This is a genomic window from Bifidobacterium sp. UTCIF-1 (assembly GCF_006408915.1).
Classification (GTDB): Bacteria; Actinomycetota; Actinomycetes; order Actinomycetales; family Bifidobacteriaceae; genus Bifidobacterium; species Bifidobacterium reuteri.
In genome coordinates this window covers 46578-66764 of the sequence record NZ_JFAG01000014.1, presented here as the reverse complement: position 1 = coordinate 66764, position 20187 = coordinate 46578, and the positions used below count along the sequence as shown (strand labels likewise).

The window sequence follows — 20187 nt, the reverse complement described above, 5'->3', positions numbered from 1 at the left end:
TTTCATAGGCTGACTATCAGCGTTCGGCTACGATGGCCACGTAGTTGCCCTTGGTGTATCCTTCAATCGGATCCTCGACGGTGTCCTTCTGATAGGGAGGATTGGAGAGCACGGTCTGGAAGAACCTGAGATCGTGGTATCCGATGCGCTCCAGCAGCGCGACGTACCAGGTGATAGGATGCCAGTTCGGCTTGTAGGCATGCGTATCGAGGTTGAAGAACGTGGTTCCCACGAGCAGATCGTCAAGATCGTTGCGGTTTATCTCATACTTCTGGGCGAACTGCAGGAGGATGCCGAGCGCGCTCTCCTCCGGTACATCGGTGAGCACCAGGCGCCCACCATCGGCGAGCGCCTCGCGGTTGCGGGAGAACGTCGCCTCGATTTCATCGTCCGGGATGAAACCGAAGCTTGACCCGTTGTAGACGATGGTGTCGTAGGGGGCGCCCGCATAGTCGTATTCCTGGGCGGTGCTTTGCACGACGTTGATCCCTTTGGCCTTTGCCTCTGCGCCGAGGCTTGCGGAAGGCTCCACGGCCTCCGCCACGGTGATGCCGTAGCGTTCGCTCAGCAGCGTTTCGAAGATGCCCGAGCCGATGCCTATGGACAGGATCTTGCCCGGCTCCTTGGTGGTCAACGCGCGATGCAGCAGACGCAGCCGTGATTCATAGATGTTGGGCCGGGCCTGCCACGTCTCGTCCAGAATCCGCCCGTTGTCCTGATATCGGTCGATGAATGGTTCTCCCATGGTGTTATCTCCGATCGATGTGATGGTCTGATTCGATGTCTTTACGTGCTACCAAGGCCACGTAGCTGCCTTCCTGATACCCTTCGACGACCGGTTCGACGGCGTCGTTCTGGTAGATCAGATGCCTGCGCAGGGTCTGCCAGGTGAAGAATTGAGTGAAGCCGCCGTCCTCGAGGAACGCTCGGTACTCCTCCGTGGTGCGCCAATACTCCTTGTGCGGGGTGTCGGCGCTGTACCAGCTGGACCGCAGCACTTCGCCGATATACGACTCCCCCGCGATGCGGAATGACGCCTGCACTGCGAGTCCCAGCGCGCTGGCGGGCGGCACGTCGAGCAGGGCGAGCACGCCGCCCGGTTTGAGCTGCCGCCAGTGGGCTCGGAACAGGTCGCGCAGGGTGGCTTCGTCGATGAATCCGAAGGCGCTGCCGTTGTAGAAAACAGTGTCGATTGATTCGTCCGCGACCGGCACATCCTGAGCGAGCGCCTCGGTGACGTCGAATCCCCGGCTGCGGGCCTCGGCGGCAAGGTTCGCGGACGGTTCTATGATGCGGTCGACGACGAGGCCGTCGCTGCGCAGGGCGGTCTCGTATGAACCGGTGCCGGCTCCTACCGACACCGTATAACCGATATCCCGCGTACCGTCGAGCGTGATCGCCGTTCGGAGCAGGCCAAGTTTCGCCGCGAAGATGTTGGGATGGTCGCGTTCGAAGTCGTCGAAGTACTCGTGTCTGAACGCATCGGTCATTTGATGTTCCTCTGAAGTTCCTCCACCTTGTCGGTGCGCTCCCACGTGAAGTCGGCGTCATCGCGGCCGAAGTGCCCGTATGCCGCGGTCTTGCGGTAGATGGGACGACGCAGGTCAAGCTCGTCGATGATGGCCAGCTGACGGAAGTCGAAAGTGTCTGCCACCGCGCGCTGGATCTTCTCGCGATCCACGGTCTCGGTGCCGAACGTCTCCACGTCGATGGTGATGGGCTTGGCCACACGGTTGAAGTACCCGAGCTGCACCTGCGCGCGGCGCGCGAGGCCTGCGGCGACGATGTTCTTCGCTGCCCAGCGCGCGGCATAGGCGGCGGAGCGGTCGGGCTTGCGCGGATCCTTGCCGGAGAACGCGCCGCCACCGTGACCGGCGATGCCGCCATAGGTGTCGACGATGATCTTGCGTCCAGTCAGACCGGCGTCCGCCTTGGGTCCGCCGTTGATGAACGGCGAACGGTTGATGACCACTTCCGCTTCAGATGCGTCCACATCCAGAGTGGCGAGCACCGGTTCGAGCACCTCCTTGCGCACCTGCTCCCTCACTTCTTCGACGGCGATCCTGTCGGAGTGCTGGGTGGAGATCAGGATATGACGAATCGCACGGGGATCAGTGATGTCGTCGTTCGCGTATTCCACGGAGACCAGCGTTTTGCCGTCGGGGCGCAGCAGCGGGATGATGCCGTTCTTGCGTACGTAGGCGAGACGCTCGGCCAGACGGCTGGCGGCGTAGATCGGCAGCGGCAGCAGTGCTTTGGTGTCGTCGGCCGCATAGCCGACCATCAGGCCCTGGTCGCCGCCGAACGTGTTGTAGGCCTCCTCCTTGCTGATCTGCTTGTCATCGCCGTAGTTGCCCCATGCGCCGCCGTCGTTGCTGTCGAATTCTCGCGGCCGGATGTTGTTGATCACGCCTGCACCTTCGGGGTCGAGGCCGCTGGCGGCATCCGTGTAGCCGATGTCGGCGATGGCTTTGCGCACGATGGCCACATGGTCCAGCGTGCGGGGCGCGGACACCTCGCCTTCCACGACCACGAGGCCGTCTTTGGCGGAGGTCTCCACGGCGACGCGCGAATCCGGATCGAGTGTCAGATAAGCGTCGAGGATGGAGTCCGAAATGATGTCGCAGACCTTGTCAGGGTGCCCTTCGGTCACCGATTCGGAGGTGAGCAGTCTGGTCATGGTGTGTTCCCTTCTGTGTTGTGGTTGTATCTGTATGCACGAATTGATGTGTACGTTGGAATGATTAAATCTCACTGTATTTCTGATGGCCTGTCTCGCTGATAATTGAGGACTTCAGCTTCCGTCTCTCCCCCAGTCAGCTTCGCTGACAGCCCCCTCGTCAGAGGGGGCCAGCACCCTTAACCAAATACGAGACGGAACACTAGAATTCTGCGATGAAACGTTCCAGGGCCTGCTCGCCGAAGCGCAGCGCCTGCACCGGCACGCGCTCGTCGATGCCATGGAATTGGGCGATATAGCTGAATCCCTCGGGCACCTGCAATGGCATGAACCCGCACGCCTGAGCCTCGGGGCTGACCTGCTTGACTTCCTTGCTGTCGGTGCCGCCGGACGAGAGGAACGGCAGCACCACGGCATCGGGGTCCAGATCATGCAATACCGCGGTGATGCCTGTGAACAGCTCGGCATCCGGCTCGGTGAGGTACCCGCTGCTGCGGTGTATCGGGGTGACGGTGATGCCCGGTCCGGCGAGTCGTTTCAGGGTGTCGACCAGAAGATCCTCCTGACCGGGCAGCGCGCGGCCATCCACCAGTGCCGTCGCTTTGGCCGGCACGATGTTGACCGTGCTTCCGGCGTCGATGGAGCTGACATTGAACGTATTACGTAACGAAGATGCCACCCACGCCGTGGTCGCCCCGGCCGACTGCGCCAACCGCTGGATGTCGGCAGGCGCATAGGAGGCGTCTGCCGCATTGGCATCGGCCGTCCGGCCATTGACCTCACTCAGACCGTCCAACAACGCGCGTGTCACCGGGCTGAGTTCGACGGGCCACTCGTATTCGGCGACGCGCACTGCGGCTTCGGCGACGCGCACCACGGCATTGTCATGGTTGATCTGCGACCCATGGGACTGAGTGCCCTGCGCCTCGAGTCTGAACCACTGCGTGCCTTTTTCACCGACTTGCACATAGTAGACGCGCCTGCCGTTGACATAGTCGGAGAAGCCTCCGGTCTCGCTGATGACATATCCGATGTTTGCGAAGATTTCCGGGCGGTGCTCGGCCACCCAATCCGAACCGATATGCCCGCCGGCCTCCTCGTCGGGAAGCAATACGAATCGCACATTGCGACGGGGCCTGACCCCACGCCTGACCAGCGCACGGATGGCGGCAAGCGACATCGCGACCATGTCCTTCATATCCACGGCGCCGCGGCCCCAGACGCATTCGACGCCAGCCGCGTCGGGGGCAATCAGCCCGGAAAGCGGATCGACCGACCAGTCATCAGGATTGGCAGGCACGGTATCAAGATGACCATGCACCAGCAACGTCGGCAGAGTCTGGTCCTCACCCGGGATTTCAGCCACAAGAATCGCCCGCCCTGGGGCGCTTTCGATGATGGTCGACTCGATGCCCGCCTCGCGCAGCCGTTCCGCCGCCCAATCGGCCGCCGGACGCTCGTTGCAGGTGCCGTCACCGTTGTTGCGCGTATCGAAGCGGATCAGGTCCTGAAGAAAACCGATGGCCTCATCTCCGGCTGCGGCTGCGGTTGCGATGACATTCGATTCGTTGATTGCCGTCACGGCGTATTCCCTTCCACGAGTCCGCCCGCACGTGCTTCCCCAAGACATGCGAGACGTTGCATTGATTGCGAGACGTTACCTAGCCTGCATGGTATGGGTCGCTCCGAGGCCTCGTCAAACGACAAATCCCCTGTGTCCTCGGACATGAAGGTATAAGAGAAATATAGAATCGGCTCACATTCGGCATGATTGCAACGCTGACGGCGCAGCCCTCCGCACGCGCTATAAGCAGCTCCCATGCGTGCGCCATAAGCAATGGATATAGGCCAATCGCACAGCGGCGCCGTCCATAATCATTTCATTGATGACATCATAAATTTTACCGATTGGCAGCCCGAAACGGCACACCTTGGAAGCTGATAGATTGTGTGGCATGGCTTTCCGGCCGGGGATGTCGGGAAGCGTCTATGTATCCAGCGACCACGTATCTTCGGATCCGTCGCACGGCCATTGCAAAGAAGGGGTTTATGTCTGATCATCAATTCGCGACGTCACAGGTGCATGCCGGGTTCGACCCCGGCGCCAACGCCGACTCCGTGACGCCGGTCATCTATTCGAATGCGGCATTCTGGTTGGAGAATTCGCAGCGCGGACATGATGTGGCCAACGGGGACATTCCAGGATTCCTGTACTCCCGGGTTTCCAATCCCACAGTGTCGTTCCTGGAGAAGAGAATCGCCGAGCTCGACGGCGCCAAGGAGGCGGTGGCGGTCGCCTCCGGCATGGCTGCGATCACCTATGCGATCCTGAACGCTGCTGAAGGCGGCGGCCGCATCATCGCGCCCTATGACGTCTATGGCGGCACGTTCGACTCGCTGCGCACCCTGCTGCCGCAGTTCGGCGTGCATACGGACTTCGTGGAGGACATCAATGACATCGATCATATCGAATCGCTGATCGGCGATCCGAACAATACGGGAGACACCGATGTCAAGGCGATTTTCGCCGAATCGGTGTCCAACCCCACCACGGTCATCACCGACGTCGAGGCGCTGGCCGAGCTGGCTCATCGCCATGGCATCCCGCTCATCATCGACAACACGCTGCCGACACCGTATCTCTATCGCCCGCTCGAACATGGCGCGGACATCGTCGTGTATTCCACCACCAAAGCGCTGAGCGGCCACGGCAATGCCATCGGCGGCGTGGTGACCTCCGGCGACTCGTTTGATTGGGCGAACGGCCGGTATCCGCAATTCACCGAGCCTGAGTACATCCTTGGCGAGGCGGCAGGCCGCGCACCGCGCAGTTTCGCCGAGGCGGCAGGGCCTCTGGCGTTCATCCGCCGTCTGCGGTTGAAGTATTTGCGTCTGACCGGTGCGGTTTTGGGCCCGTTCGAGGCGTATCTGCAGTTGATCGGCCTGGAGACGCTCAGCGAGCGTGTATCGAAGGAGACAGCGTCCGCCACCGCCGTGGCGAAATACCTGTCGCAGCAGCCGCATGTCACCAAAGTCAACTATTCCGGACTGCCCGGAAGCGCACAGGCGGATCTGGTCGCCGAGCATTATCCGTTGGGCATCGGGTCGGTGCTGTCCTTCGAACTCGAAGGCGGTGCCGTGCAGACCGCCGCATTCATCAACAGCGTGAAACTGTTCAGCTATCTGGCGAACATCGGCGACGCCCGCTCGCTGATCGTCGATCCGGTGAACACCACGCACTGCGAATTCACGCAGGAGGCGCGCACCATCAACGGAGTGGACGCCACCACCATCCGACTGTCGATAGGTCTGGAGAATCCGGACGACATCATCGCCGATCTGGAGCAGGCGTTCCAGAAAGTCTATGCCTGATTCCTGAACTTGTTTCGGCTCCCCTCAGGGGAGCTGGCCCCGTAGGGACTGAGGGGTAGTCACCAGCTTTGTTCAGACAGCTGTAACGTATGTTCGACTACCCCTCAGTCGGCTTTGCCGACAGCTCCCCTGACAAGGGCATAATATGACGAATTGCTGACGCGGCATACCAGGCGATATGGAAAAGGCGACCTGCATGGGTCGCCTTTTCCATATGCTTACGGACTTTGTTCCGATACGGCTTCGGCTCCCCTCCATATCGATAATGGAGGGGAGCCGAAGTAAGTGCCGAATGGGAATCAGTCGTTGTGGGCGGCGTGCACATTGAAGTGCAGTTTGGTGAGCAACTGCTTGCGGTATGCGGTGAAATCGTCGGATACACGGTCGCGCTGGGCCAGCTCGATCGGCACAATCTCCTTGATGCGACCCGGCCGCGGCGTCATGATGACCACACGATTGCCAAGGTATATGGCCTCATCCACATCGTGCGTCACCAGAATCATCGTCATGTGGTACTTCTCCCACAAATCGAGGAGCCGATCCTGCAGGTCGGCACGGGTGAACGAGTCCAACGCGCCCATCGGCTCGTCGAGCAGCAGCACTTCGGGATGGTCGATCAGAGCGCGTGCGATGGCCACGCGCTGCGCCATGCCGCCGGAAATCTGGTGCGGATACGATTTCTCGAATCCTTGCAGGCCGACCTTGGCGATGTATTCGGCGACCTCGTCCTTGTGCTCTTTGTACTTGCCCTGAGCCTTGAGTCCGAACGCGATGTTCTCCTCCACGGTGAGCCAAGGAAACAGACTGCCCTGCTGGAAGACATAGCCACGCTCGGGGTTCGGCCCCTCGATCCGACGGCCTTTGAACGACACTTCGCCACGCTGCGGCTTGTCCAATCCAGAAATCAAACGCAGCAGCGTGGTCTTGCCGCAGCCGGAAGGGCCGATGATGGAGATCAGCTCGCCTTTGCGGATATCGAGGTTCACGTCGGACAGCGCCGTCGTGACGCTGCCGTCATCGCCGACGAAATCACGTTCGACATGCGAGATGGAGATCAGCGGCGCGTTGCCGTTCGTCGTATCCACTGGAGCCCCGGAGAGCCCCTGAGTTTCGGTCGCCGTTGCAGCGCTCATTTCACCAGTCCCTTCTGCCAACGCAGCACACGGCCGCGGATGAGTTCAACAAGTTTCATGATCAAGGAGAACAGTATGGCCATCACCACGATCGCCGCGAGAATCTCGTTGTATGCCGACCATGCCTTGGCCTGATCGATGTAGTAGCCAAGGCCACCGGGCTGACCCATCATCTCGGAAATGACCAAGGTCAGGAAGGAAAGGCTGTTGGCCATGCCGATGCCGGTGAAGATGCTGGGCATGGCGTTCGGAATGGCCACATGGAACAGGATGTACGGCGTATGGGCGCCCAATGTGCGCGACGCTTCGACCAGCATCTTCGGCGTGCTCTGGATGCCTTGAGCGGTCAGGAACGCCACCGGGAACCAGGAGCAGATCAGCAGCAGGAAGACGGCCGCGATGAACGGGGTGGGCATCAGGGTCAAGGCGAACGGCATCCACGCGACCGCAGGAATCACACCTGTGATCTTCAGCAACGGGAACACCCAGTAGTAGGCGCGGGCGAACCATCCGATGAGCACGCCGGTCACCACACCCAGTACCACGCCGGATACAAAACCGGCCGCGAACAGACGTACCGAATAGAACGTGTTCAAGGCGATGTAGTTGCCATCGGTCACAAACGGTTCCAGCACCTGGGCGGGACCGGGGAAGAACGGCTGCGGCAGCACCTGGAGTTTGGTGCCGGTGACATCCCACAGCGCCAACAGCAGTCCCATGGCGAAACGGAACTGCGCGCGATACCGATACCGTCCGGCGGACACCGGGTCACGCGCATCGACCGCGCCGATGATGACATACAGCACGACCAGCGCCGCAAGAAGGAACAGGTAGGCTTCCTGACCGTTGAGCAGGAAAATCCAGATCTGGCCTTGCTTGAATTGCACAGGTGCGATTTGCGGGAAGACCACGTTGACGATGGCTGCGATGACGAATCCCACCACGGAGAACGCCACGACGATCGGATATGGTACAGTGCGCGCCACTTTCGCGGAACCTGCCTCATAAGGAGTCGCCGAAGCACCGACGCTGCCGCTCTTCAGAGCTGTTGATTCCGACTGAGCCGTCCCCTGCTGCGCATCGCGCGCGTCAAGCCTTGAGGCCGAGATCGGCTGGCCGACCGCTTCAGCTGTGATACTGCTCATTGTTCCCGGGTTTCCTTCCAATGACGTTTGATTGTTGTGAATACTCCACTGATTGTCGTGAGCGTCCCGCTCCGGCACCGATTCCGGTGTCTGTTCTGCAATATCAGGGCGGAACGCCCCGAACATCGGCTCACGCATGCTTATGTCATAACCATTGCATGCGAATGCGAACCGCATATTCGGAGCGAACCGTCATGATGTTGATGACGTTGGCGTTGGGCGTCAGCTCAGGTCGATCTTCTGGTAGACCTGATCGGCGAACGCATCCGGGTTGTCGGTCTTCAGGAATCCGATGGACTTCAGACCTTCGGAGAAGAACTTCACGTCGTCCTGGATCTGGGCCTGCTCGTTGTCCTTCACGCCGTAGTCATAGCTCTTGAACAGTTTGACGATCAGCGCCTTGTCGTTGATGGTGGAGTACTTGTTCTGCATCACCAGATCGGCGGACTCTTCAGGATGCTGGGCGATGTAGTCGCGGGCCTTGTTGAGCGCACGGATGATGGCGGCCATCTCATCGGGCTTCTCGTCGATGATCTTCTTGGAACCGTAGAGGAAGCAGCAGAAGCGCTTAGCGAACTGCGGATTCGTGCCGAGATCGAAGATGATGTCGACGGTGCCCTTTTCCTCCTGCATGGTGGGCAGCGGATCCCACAGGGCGGCGGCGGCGATCTGGCCGTTCTGCAGTGCCTCAAACTCGAGGTTCGCATCATCGAACGGCAGGTACTTCACATCGCCGTTCTTCTGGTCGACGTTCAGACCGGCATCGCCGAGCCACAGGTTCGCGGCCTCGTACGGCGTGCCGCCGATCTCATCGACACCGATGGTCTTGCCCTTGAGATCCTGGGCGGTCTTGATCGGAGAGCCCTTCTTGACGGCGATCTTGATGCAGCCCTTGTTCAGTGCGCCGACGACCTTGGTCTTCACGCCGTTCTCGATGGACGGGAAGAACTGGAAGTCGCCGTTGGTCACCGCGAAGCGGCCGGTGTCCAGACCGACCTTGCGGGTCTCGGTGTCGGCGGTCACCAGCTTGGCGTTGATGCCCTCCTCCTTGAAGAAGCCCTTTGCCAGGGCGATGCCGATAGGCGAGCTGCACAGCGAGCTGGACTTCGGGAATTCGACAGTGCCGTATTTGTAGTCGGCGGTCTGGGAGTTCGAGCTGTCGGAACTTGCCGTGTTGCTGGACGGAGCGGAGGTGCTCACGCCACAACCGCCGAATGTCAATACTGTCAGCAGGACACCGAAAATGGCGGTGCCTTCCATGATGAGACGATGCTTGTTCAGCATGATCCCCAACCCCTCTCTGAGCCATCCTTTGCTTGGCCGCATGCCAAGACATAACTTCCTGATGGTTCTCAATGTGGTAGATACGCGGAAGCAGATCGCTTCCGTCCCCCGACGATCCCGTGGCTTCTGATTCCAACCTTTCCACGTGCCGTGCGAAGTACTTTCATGGTACCGCGTAGGATTGCGGCAACCGCATGATTTCAACGTTTTTGAGTTCCGTATATTGGATAGCGGGGTATATGATTCGCTTATATACAAGATATGAATATGCGCGATGCACCATGAGGAGCATCGCGCATATTCATGAAATGGATTACCGGCGCCGCGTTGGCTTTACTCTTCCATGACGCTCGCCCCAATCCATCTCTGTGGCGTTTCAGGACAGCAGACTGTCAATCTGCTGGTCGATACCTTCGGTGGACTCACGCCGATCATCGTCAAGGCTTTCATAGGCCTTCTCCAGAGCCTGGCCCAGATCCTCGATAAGGTCGTTCACATCCTCGATGCCCACAGACAGGCGAATCAACTCGTCGGTGATGCCGACCTTAAGACGTTCCTCGCGCGGCAGTTCGAAATGGGTCATACGGGCGGGCAGTTCGGCCAAGGACTCCACAGCACCGAGCGAGACCGCCAGACGGAACACGTGCAGGTTGTTCAGCACCACTGCGGGGTCCACGCCATCCTTCACCTCGAAACTCAGCACGCCGCCGGCGCCCTTGAGGCCCTTGGCTTGAAGCTCACGGTCGCCGTCCTTGCCCAATCCCGGATAGTTGACCTTCTTGACCAGCGGATGCTTCAGCAGATATTGCGCGATGGCTGCGGCGTTCCTCTGCTGGCGGTCCATTCTCAGGGCCAGCGTCTGGATGCCACGACGCACGGCATCGCATTCCGCCGGAGGCAGAATGCCGCCCAATCGGTTCTGCGCGAAGTAGATGCGGTTCGCCAGATCTTCGCTGGAGGTGACCACCAGTCCGGCGATCACATCGGAATGGCCGGCAAGATACTTGGTGGCGGAATGAATTACCACATCGGCACCGAGATCGAGCGGCTGCTGCAGATACGGGGTCACGAACGTGTTGTCCACGATCACCAGGGCACCGTACCGGTGGGCGATGGCGGCGATGCGGTTCACATCGTTGACCTGCAGGAGCGGATTGGTGATGGTCTCGAAATACACGGCCTTGGCCGGCGCGGTATCACCGTTGCCGCTGATGGCGCGTTCCAACCGCTCGAAATCGTCGGAGGTGTTCACCGTGGTCAGGCGAAGCCCCCAGCGGGTGAAATGGTCGTTCAACTGCGAGTAGCTGCCGCCGTACACGTTGTCGCCAGCGACGATGCGATCGCCCGGCTGGAAGATGGAGAGCACCGCGTGAATCGCGGCCAGACCGGATGCGAACGCGAACCCTCGCGTGCCATGCTCCAGCTGCGCGATCTGACGCTCCAGAAAATCACGTGTCGGATTGCCGCTTCGCGCGTAGTCGTAGCGCGGGGTCGCGCCCACGAAGGGGAACGTGTACGTCGAGGAATTGTAGATCGGCGGGTTCACCGCTCCCGTATCGTTGTCATGAACCGGCAGACCATGTACGAGCTGCGTGTTGAACCTTGTCATCAGTGGTATTCCCTTTCGTGTTATGTGCAATAGTCAGATGAATCGAAATCGACGCGAATCGGATAGTCATACGGCATGCTGCCGCGTTCTGGAAGATGGCCGCACGCATCCTCAGGCGAATGCGCCGGAAGTCAGCTGGCTGAATACGTCGGCTTCGGCATGGCGCTTGATGTACTGCTCGTAGGCGATCTCGAACGCCTGGCCCAGATCCTCAATGAGGTCGGCCGCGTCCTCGATGCCCAAGGACAGGCGCACCAGTTCGTCGGTGATGCCGACCTTGAGACGTTCCTCGCGCGGCAGTTCGAAATGCGTCATGCGACATGGCAGTTCGGCCAGGGACTCGACAGCGCCCAGCGAGACCGCCAGACGGAAGACATGCAGGTTGTTGAGCACATCTGCCGGGTCGACCCCGGGCACCACTTCGAAGCTCAGCACGCCGCCTGCGCCCTTGAGGCCCTTGGTGGCAAGACGCTGGTCTCCGGCACCGGGCAGTCCCGGATAATGGACGGATTTGACCAGAGGATGGGCCAGCAGGTATCGCCCTACGGAAAGCGCGTTCTCCTGCTGGCGGTCCATACGCAGCGCCAACGTCTGGATGCCACGACGCACCGCATCGCATTCGGCCGGTGCCAGCACGCCGCCCAGACGGTTCTGTGCGAAATAGATACGATTGGCGAGTTCCTCGCCGGAGACGACCACCAGACCGGCGTTCACGTCGGAATGGCCTGCAAGATACTTGGTGGCGGAGTGAATCACGATATCCGCACCGAGTGCAAGCGGCTGTTGCAGGTATGGGGTCACGAACGTGTTGTCCACGATGGACAACGCACCATACCGGTGGGCCACTGCGGAGATGCCGCGCACGTCGTTGACCTTGAGCAGCGGGTTGGTGATGGTTTCGAAGTAGACGGCTTGTGCTGGCGCGATGCCGTTCGCGGGGTCGCCCTGGACGGCTGCCGTCAGGGCTTCCAGGTCCTGCGTGTCGATGGACTCGACCTTGAGACCCCAGCGGGTGAAGAATTCGTTGAGCTGCGAGTAGGTGCCGCCGTAGATATTGTCGCCCACCACAATGCGGTCGCCCGGCTTGAAGATGGAGAGCACGGCGTGGATCGCCGCCAAGCCGGATGCGAATGCGAAGCCTCGCGTGCCCTGTTCGAGCTGGGCAATCTGACGCTCCAGGAAGTCGCGGGTAGGATTGCCGCTTCGCGCGTAGTCGTAGCGGGGCATCGCGTCGACCCTCTCGAAGGCATATGTCGTTGAGTTGTAGATCGGCGGGTTCACGGCTCCGGTGTTGTTGTCATCAACCGGCAGTCCGTGGACGAGCTGAGTGTTGAACCTGGTCATTGCGCACCTCCCCTACGGTGTCTCGTTGCGATGTTGTCGCCGTGCCTGTTATGGTCGAGGCCCCTCCTCGCTTGGCACGTCTTCGACGATAACGCAAAAACACCGGTCTTGGCAGGCCTTGGTTATACGTGTTGGTTATGGGATGCTATGGGATGCTATGGGATGCTTCGGCAGGCCTGACTAGTATGCTGCGCCGTAAGTTCGTTGATCAATTGACTACCCCTAAGTCCCGCTTCGCGGGCCAGCTCCCCTGACAAGGGGAGCCTCCAATATTCAACGAACTTACGACCCGGCTCGACTAGACTGTGGAAGCATGAAGGTTACCAAGGCTTTGACCCGTCTGAAGGGTTCGCAGACCGATCCGGTGTTCCTGTTGCTGCATGGCTGGGGTTCCAATGAATACGATCTGCCTGATCTGCTCAACTACTGTGGAGCCGGTTCCGCTGACTACGCCAGTCTGCAGGCTCCTATCGCCTATGGCATGGGATACACGTGGTTCGGCTCCTGGTCGCATGAAGGCGTTCCCGAGGGCGCTTCTCTCGATGAACAGGCACACTCCGCCGCACAGGCCATCGACGACTGGGTCGCCGCGAACATCCCTGCAGAACGACCCGTGATCACCATGGGGTTCTCGCAGGGCGGTCTGCTCGCCTGCCATATGCTGCGATTCAACCCCGAGCGCTATGCCGCAGCCGTCTCTTGTTCCGGATGGCTGGCACCCGGTCCGGTCGCAGGCGATGTCGAGTTGAAGACGCTCGATCGTCCGGTGTTCTATGGTCATGGCGCCATCGACGACATCTTCCCGGCATCCGATGTGGCTGCGATGAGCATGTTCTGGCGCGAGCACAGCCAGCTTACTGAACAAATCTATCCCGGCATGGCGCATTCGATGAACATGCCGGAGATGCGCGACATTCAGCGCTTCCTCGAATCCAACGGTTTCATCCGTCCGCAGATCTGGTAGCAGCCCCTCTGCTCCATGCACCGGCCGCTGCCCGTGAAACATCCGGTGAAACAATCATCTGGTGCTTCACGGGCGGCGTATGCCTCATTGCGCGTAATCGACGTGCGCGAATTCAGGCACTTTGTACCATTTCACCGGGTAGCCGGCACCGTGCGCGCAGAATACGGAATCCGGGGTGTTGTCCAGGTCCGATTCCGGATCGTAATGTGCGTCACGAATCACCAGATTCTCGTCATGGCATGGACGGTATCCCCCGAATGTGGCGGAGAAGCGCCCGTGTCCGTGAGTGTATTGGCTGACTTCCATCGCATAGTCACGCATCTCGGAGACGGGAGCGCTGCCGGTCACCGTGGCGTACTCGCCATCATCGGCAGGCGTGTCGAACGTGCCCGACATGCGTTGGATGTCGCTCATCGCCCGGCCAATCATGGCGCTGGGCACTTCGAGCGTAAAGCGATACCACGGTTCCAGAACACGGCAGTTGCCAGGCTTGCTGGTATCAGGCCGTTCCTCCACCGGAGTCGAAGGATGTCCCGTCACTCCCGCGTGCGCTTCCATCAATCCCTGGCGGATGGCGCGATATGTGGCCTGTCTGAAGTCTCCGCCTTCCGTGTGTTTCAGATGCGCCTTGCCGGCCACCAACGTCATACGGATATCGGTCAATGGTGCTCCGATCAGCACGCCTAAATGCTCGCGCTCGGTCAGATGGGTGAGAATCAGCCGCTGCCAGTTGCGGTCCAGGTCATTCTCGCTGACCGCCGACGATACGGTTACGCCACTGCCCGGTTCCCCCGGCTCCAGCAGGATATGAGCCTCGGCATAATGCCTAAGCGGCTCGAAATGGCCGACGCCTTCAATCGGAGCGGTGATCGTCTCACGGTAGAGGATCGATCCGGCGCCGAAATCCACATGGAGGCCGAACCGCTCGGCGAGCGTCTGCTGGATGATCTCCAATTGCACGGCACCCATCAGCTGTATGTGAATCTCCTCAAGACGGGACACCCACACCACATGCAGCAGCGGATCCTCGTCCTCGAGTTCCCTCAATGCCGTCAGCACTTTGTGCAGTGTCAGATCGTCGAATGTCGGGCGTACGGCCGGAACCTGAGGCACATCATCCTCGCCGTCATCGGCACCGGAGCCGCTCGACCGGTCACCGTCGCTCGCAGAGCCGCCGTTGTTCACTGGAGATGCCGATTCCTTCGCTTCCGTCGCGCCCGCGCCGGCAGGCAGGACCGTATAGGTCAGCACCGGCTGCAATGCCGGCGCTCCGGCATCCAGCTCCGAGCCGAGCCCTGCACCGGGAAACGTACGAGTCAGACCGGTCACCGCGCATACCGCACCAGCCGGCAGCTCGGTCACCGTTTCGAATCTGGCGCCATTGTAGACGCGCACCTGATCGATCTTCTCATGCCACTGCGTCTCGTCGGCCGCATGCTGCATCGCCGTCCCATCGGGGTCGTTGCCGCTGACGATCTCCTTGGCTTTGAGACATCCGCCGGTCACCCGCAGCCAGGTCAGTCGATTGTGCTGACCGTCATGGGCGATCTTGAACACCTTGGCTCGGAAATCCTCAGCCCAACGCGGCTCCTGCGTATAGGTTTCCATACCATCCAGCAGGTCATCCACACCATCGAGTTTCAGTGCCGATCCGAAGTACACGGGGAACAATTCCCTGTCGGCTATCATCTGACGCACTCGCCCCAAGGTCACGGAACCCATATCCAGATATTCGTCCATCGCCTGCTCGTCCAGTGTGGCGATGTCCTCGACCATATCGCCGAACTCCACCGTGGCGGCTGATGCCGATTTCCCATCATGCTGCCGTACGTCCATGGAGGGCAGCGGAACCACGGCATCGCTCAACCGTTTGCGCAACTGCCGGAGCACGGCGTCACGGTCGAAACCGGCGGCGTCGCATTTGTTGACGAAGATGAACGTGGGGACATGATAGCGTGCCAGCAGACGCCACAGCGTCTCGGTATGGCCTTGCACCCCGTCCGTGCCGGAAACGACGAGAATCGCATAGTCCAGCACCGTGAGCACGCGTTCAGTCTCCGCGGCGAAATCCACATGGCCCGGCGTATCCAGCAGGGTGAGCGCCAGCTGTCCATGCTCCACCAGCGCCTGATGCGCGAAAATCGTGATGCCTCGGGCCTTCTCCAACGTATTGGTATCGAGGAAGGCGTCACCATGATCCACGCGGCCCAGCTTGCGAATCTCGCCGGTGCGGTACAGCAACGCCTCGGACAACGTGGTCTTGCCGGCATCCACATGGGCCACAATGCCCGCCACGATTCGCTTCATTCATCCCCATTTCCGTTCGGTGCCAGCGTGACGACAGTCCCATCGACCATCCCGGCAACGCGTTGTTCGCCCCACCAATATATCCATGCAGCATGAAATCGATCTGCGCCGCGAACCGAACGCCGTGATTCCCGGCCGTTTCATGGTTCCTCTTCAGAGCCGGCAATGAGGCAACGGCCACAGCAACGTGACACATCGGCCACGCCGCCAACCATTCACGAGGGACGTGCATTCAGCGTGAGCTCGTCCCACATACCAAGAGCGCCCGGCCCAAGATGGGGACGGGCGCTCTTCTGCACCTCAGGGGCGGGCCGTCAATCGGAGAATCCGCTCAGACCGCCCACCGTTTCAGGCGCGACGGCGACGCCACACTATCAGGCTCACGCCGGCCACTGCGAGCAGAAGCACGGCGGCCGCCACTACGGCCACTGAGGAGCCGGTCTCAGTCAGCTGCTTGGACTGAGTCGGCTTGCCTGGCTGCGTCGGCTTGGTTTCAGTCGGCTTGCCGGCTTCGGCCTTGACCAGCGCGTCGCTGGCGGCCTTCAGCTCGGCTGCAGCCTTGTCCACCTCGCCCTGAGTAGCCTTGTCACCCTTGGCGAGCACGTCAGCCGCAGCCTGCTTGGCGGCGGCGAAGCGCGTCCACGAGTCGGCCGTATAGTCGGACTGCTTCTTGGCGGATGCATCGGCCGTATCCTTCTTCAGCGAGGCGATGCTGTCAGCGGTCGCCGGCAGGTTCGCCGGGTCGGCAACCGACTTGAACGTGACGGTGGAGGTCACGTCATCGTCAGCATCCTTGTAGTCGTTCAGACCGTTCGCGGTAATTTCGGCGCTCTGGTCGCCATCGGCGGTGAAGTCGACGTCCACGCTGGCGGTCAGCGCGTTGTCATGCGTCTTCTGCTCGGCCTTCACGGTGTCGGTCTTGCCGGCCACGGTCAGCGAGAGCACACTGACAGAACCGGTGGCCTTCACACGAACCGTGGCCTTGCCGGTGACGGTCGCATCCTTGAGCGGCTTCCAGGTCGCACCGCCGTCAGTGGAGTATTCGGCATCGGCGACAGTCGGCTTGGGCTGATCCTTAGTGACGGCGGTGAACGCGTTCACCAGACCGGCACCGCGATATTCCTTGTTGTCGCTCTTGGCGGGGTCGGCCAGCTGAGCGTAATTGACGGCGGCCTGCTTCTTCATAAGGTCAAGCACCTGCGCAGGAGTGAAGTCGGGGTGGATGGCCTTGATAAGTGCCGCGACGCCCGCCGCGTGCGGGGAGGCCATCGACGTGCCGCTGTAGTAGGCGTAGTCACCGCCATCGATATCAGGATCGACAGTGGAGGCGATGTTGACGCCGGGTGCGGCGACATCAATCGACTCGGTGCCGTAGTTGGAGAAGCTGGCGCGCTCGTAGCTGCCGAGCTTGCCCCGTTCGGTCTCGCCTACTGCGGAGACGGTCACGACACCGGGCAGACTTGCGGGGATGTCGATGCCGTCCTTGACGTCACGGTTCTTGATGATGGACTTGCCATCGCCGTTGGCATACGGCTCACCGCTGTTCGCGTCGGCCACATCGTCCGGGCTTCCCGAATCGGGAGCGGGATCGTCCATGTTCTGATCGGAGTTGCCTGCGGCGGCGACACTGGTCACGCCCTTTGCCGTGGCGTAGGCGACGGCGCGGCGGACTGCCTCATAACCGGCGGTCTGCGTCGGATCAGACGGCACCCAGTACTCCCACGGATCGGAGTAATAGCTGTTGTTGGTCACGTCGATGCCATGCTCGGCGGACCAGACGAAACCGCAGGTGACGTATTCGGGGTACAGGAAACCGCCGTCGTTCATCGCCTTGATGGCGGCGATCTTCACGCTGGGGGCCACGCCGTCCACTCCTTTGCCGTTCGATGCGGCGGCGATGGTTCCGGCGACATGCGTACCGTGGGAGCTTGCGGTGGGACGCCACGGGTACACCTCCTGGCCGTCGACATTCACCTTCTCCTGAGAGGGGATGCCATTGACCGAGCAATCAACGGACTTGTCGAAATCGATCTGGCTGGTGCCGTCCGTGTTCTTGAAGTCCTCATGGCGGTAGTCGACACCGGAGTCGATGACGCCGACGGTGACCGGCGCAAGCGGCACATCCTTGTCAGTTACTTCCTTGGCCTTGTCGGCACCGAGGGCGAGCACGCCCCAAGCCATGTCCGCCGTGGTGTACGGGTCGGAGGCCAACGACTTCTCCTTGTCGAACTGGCCGGCGTTGCTTGGTGTGTTCAGCGAGAACGTGCTGGCCCCATCCTTGTCGATCACATCCTCGTCACCGGTCACATAGGCCTGACGCGTTGCACCGACGGAGTCGACCTTGATGCCGGCCTCAGTGGCAGCCTCGGCGTAATCCTTGGCGAAGCTCTTCGACTTCGCCTGTACGAAGAACGTGCCGAACTGCGGGTACTGGGACAGCGCCACACCGCCCAGCTTCACGGCTTCATCAACGGCAGCCTTGAGTTGCGCCTCAGTGGCGCCTTCCGGCAGGTTCACCGCATAGTTGCGCGGGTTGTCGGACGGTTCGACCGGCGAATAGACGGGTGTGGCATCAGCCGCGTACGCCACGGATCCGACCGCGCCAACGGCTACGCACGACGCTGCCATGGCGATCGCGGCGAAGCCGGATATCATTTTCTTGGTGAATGCAGATTGCTGCATGGACTTCCTCCTCTGTCACATCGACATGATTCGCACAATTCCCTTCACACGAACCCGTCGATAGCTGGCAGAATACATCCAGGTAACGTTACGATTGCGTTGCATATTCATTCAGTGAAACCCGCATGGACGCTCAAGACCGCCACCGGCGATGACACGACGGACTTGCCCGGCTTCCGCTACAATGGGCACTCGAAACAGCACACCCTGAGGAGCATGCGTGACGTATTCCGACATCAACGTTTTCGGCCGGCCTTCCCCTTCCCCGTCCGCCACGGCATCGTTCAATACCGATAAATCCGGATTCCCACGCGATTATGTGACACTTGATCTGGAAACCACCGGTTTTTATCCGAACCGTTGCGCCATCACCGAAATCGGTGCGGTCCGCGTACGGAACGGGCGAGTCATCGACCAATTCCAAGAATTGATCAATCCGTTGCGCCCCATTCCCGCGCAAATCACCGCTCTGACCGGCATCAGTGACGTCATGGTGGCCGATTGCGATCCGATTGATGAAGTGCTTCCCCGATTCATCGATTGGCTGGACGACGCTCCTGCTCTGTCTTCACCGGAGCGAATCGGCATAGAGCCGATTGTGGGGCATAACGTCAGTTTCGATCTACGTTTTCTCGATTACAATGCCCGCCATATCGCAGGTTCGTCGTTCATGTGCACCGATTACGACACCATGCAGATCAGCCGCGTCCTGTTCCCCGAACACCGGCATCATCGTCTGGCCGATCTTATCGTACGGTTCGGCATTGCCGACAATGAGGAGCATCGCGCGCTGAGCGATGCGATCCAGACACAGGAATGCTTCGAATGGATGCGCCGGTACATCCAGCAACACAATCTGGAGCATTTCGGGTGGCGTATGGTTCCCGCCAAGACCAGCGCCGATATCAGGCATCGGCAACTCGTGCTGCGCTGAACATGATTGTGGCTCCCCACGATGGGGAGCCACAAAACAGACGCGAACCCGCGATCGCTAGATTATCGGGTCACAGACCGTATTCCCTGGCGATGACCGACCACAGCTCGTCTGCGGCGCGATCGACATTGTCGTTGACGATGGTCACGTCGAACTCGTTTTCGGCGGCGAGTTCCACCTTGGCGGTCTCGAGGCGTTTGTTCACTTCCGCCTCGGACTCGGTGCCACGACCCTTGAGACGGCGTACCAGCTCATCGAAGCTCGGCGGAGCGATGAACACATATACCACATCCACGCCAAGCTCCGCGGCACGCTCCTTGATACGGCGTGCACCTTGCAAATCGATTTCCAGCAAGGTGGGGACGCCTTCGGCTAGATGCTCCTGCACCGGCTTCAACGGGGTGCCGTAGCGTGCAAGGCCATGCACCAGAGCGGTTTCCAGGAACTCGCCCTTGTTCTCCTTGGCGGAGAACTCCTGGTCAGTCAGGAACCAGTAGTTGACACCATTGACCTCGCCCGGCCTCGGCTTGCGGGTGGTAGCGGACACAGACAGCCACACTCCCGGGTGCTTCTTGCGCATCGCGTTCTCCACAGTGCCTTTGCCGACGCCTGCGGGTCCGGTAAGCACCACCAAGCGTCCCTTGGGCTTGTCGCCCTGGGCGACATTCGCCGAATCGGCTGCCGCCGGCTCGCTGTTGGCGTTCGTGTTCGCGTTCGCGGTATTGGTTCCCAT

Annotated in this window: 15 protein-coding genes; 3 read left to right on the top strand and 12 right to left on the bottom strand. The window is 60.6% G+C overall.

Going from position 1 to position 20187, the window contains the following annotated elements:
• Nucleotides 1–16 precede the first annotated feature (16 nt).
• The 4 genes from BW09_RS07515 to BW09_RS07500 all read right to left on the bottom strand — a co-directional run bounded on the left by BW09_RS07515 (nt 17) and on the right by BW09_RS07500 (nt 4262).
• Nucleotides 17–745, bottom strand: coding sequence for a bifunctional 2-polyprenyl-6-hydroxyphenol methylase/3-demethylubiquinol 3-O-methyltransferase UbiG (locus BW09_RS07515; protein ID WP_044090043.1), 729 nt, complete (start codon nt 743–745; stop codon nt 17–19).
• Nucleotides 746–749: 4 nt separating this feature from the next.
• Nucleotides 750–1490 carry a methyltransferase domain-containing protein gene (locus BW09_RS07510; RefSeq protein WP_044090044.1) on the bottom strand — a complete coding sequence of 247 codons (741 nt, stop codon included), beginning with the start codon at nt 1488–1490 and terminating at the stop codon, nt 750–752.
• Entirely contained in the window at nt 1487–2680 is a 1194-nt protein-coding gene (gene metK, locus BW09_RS07505; protein WP_044090045.1) for a methionine adenosyltransferase, read from the bottom strand. The genes BW09_RS07510 and metK overlap by 4 nt, the downstream gene beginning before the upstream one ends.
• A gap of 202 nt (nt 2681–2882) precedes the next feature.
• Nucleotides 2883–4262 (bottom strand): M20/M25/M40 family metallo-hydrolase, encoded by a 1380-nt coding sequence (locus BW09_RS07500; protein ID WP_181161788.1) that lies wholly within the window; start codon nt 4260–4262, stop codon nt 2883–2885.
• A 467-nt stretch (nt 4263–4729) separates the two neighbouring features.
• Here BW09_RS07500 and BW09_RS07495 point away from each other — a divergent pair, with 467 nt between their 5' ends.
• A complete protein-coding gene (locus BW09_RS07495; protein ID WP_140463140.1) occupies nt 4730–6052 on the top strand; it encodes an O-acetylhomoserine aminocarboxypropyltransferase/cysteine synthase family protein in 1323 nt (440 codons plus the stop codon).
• Nucleotides 6053–6351: 299 nt separating this feature from the next.
• On the opposite strand, the gene BW09_RS07490 is transcribed toward BW09_RS07495, so the two are convergent.
• From BW09_RS07490 to BW09_RS07470, 5 genes are all read right to left on the bottom strand, one after another.
• Complete coding sequence (locus BW09_RS07490) at nt 6352–7185, bottom strand: ABC transporter ATP-binding protein (protein ID WP_081886537.1); 834 nt, start codon at nt 7183–7185, stop codon at nt 6352–6354.
• Complete coding sequence (locus BW09_RS07485) at nt 7182–8330, bottom strand: ABC transporter permease (RefSeq protein WP_140463143.1); 1149 nt, start codon at nt 8328–8330, stop codon at nt 7182–7184. The genes BW09_RS07490 and BW09_RS07485 overlap by 4 nt, the downstream gene beginning before the upstream one ends.
• A gap of 222 nt (nt 8331–8552) precedes the next feature.
• Nucleotides 8553–9614 carry an ABC transporter substrate-binding protein gene (locus BW09_RS07480; protein ID WP_044090048.1) on the bottom strand — a complete coding sequence of 354 codons (1062 nt, stop codon included), beginning with the start codon at nt 9612–9614 and terminating at the stop codon, nt 8553–8555.
• A gap of 376 nt (nt 9615–9990) precedes the next feature.
• Nucleotides 9991–11223: a PLP-dependent aspartate aminotransferase family protein gene (locus BW09_RS07475; protein WP_044090049.1), complete on the bottom strand. Its 1233-nt coding sequence runs from the start codon at nt 11221–11223 to the stop codon at nt 9991–9993.
• A 111-nt stretch (nt 11224–11334) separates the two neighbouring features.
• Entirely contained in the window at nt 11335–12567 is a 1233-nt protein-coding gene (locus BW09_RS07470; RefSeq protein ID WP_140463145.1) for a PLP-dependent aspartate aminotransferase family protein, read from the bottom strand.
• A 313-nt stretch (nt 12568–12880) separates the two neighbouring features.
• On the opposite strand from BW09_RS07470, the gene BW09_RS07465 reads away from it, so the two are divergent.
• The gene (locus BW09_RS07465) at nt 12881–13531 is read left to right on the top strand and encodes an alpha/beta hydrolase (RefSeq protein WP_044090052.1); all 651 of its coding nucleotides are present in this window, start codon (nt 12881–12883) and stop codon (nt 13529–13531) included.
• Between the two features lie 84 nt (nt 13532–13615).
• Here BW09_RS07465 and BW09_RS07460 read toward each other — a convergent pair whose 3' ends face one another.
• The gene (locus tag BW09_RS07460; protein WP_044090053.1) at nt 13616–15838 is read right to left on the bottom strand and encodes a translation factor GTPase family protein; all 2223 of its coding nucleotides are present in this window, start codon (nt 15836–15838) and stop codon (nt 13616–13618) included.
• 348 nt (nt 15839–16186) lie between these two features.
• Nucleotides 16187–18520 carry a S8 family serine peptidase gene (locus tag BW09_RS07455; protein ID WP_052382019.1) on the bottom strand — a complete coding sequence of 778 codons (2334 nt, stop codon included), beginning with the start codon at nt 18518–18520 and terminating at the stop codon, nt 16187–16189.
• Nucleotides 18521–18740: 220 nt separating this feature from the next.
• Here BW09_RS07455 and BW09_RS07450 point away from each other — a divergent pair, with 220 nt between their 5' ends.
• Complete coding sequence (locus BW09_RS07450; RefSeq protein WP_044090054.1) at nt 18741–19454, top strand: PolC-type DNA polymerase III; 714 nt, start codon at nt 18741–18743, stop codon at nt 19452–19454.
• Nucleotides 19455–19524: 70 nt separating this feature from the next.
• Here BW09_RS07450 and gmk read toward each other — a convergent pair whose 3' ends face one another.
• Nucleotides 19525–20187: a guanylate kinase gene (gmk, locus tag BW09_RS11180; RefSeq protein WP_223847922.1), complete on the bottom strand. Its 663-nt coding sequence runs from the start codon at nt 20185–20187 to the stop codon at nt 19525–19527.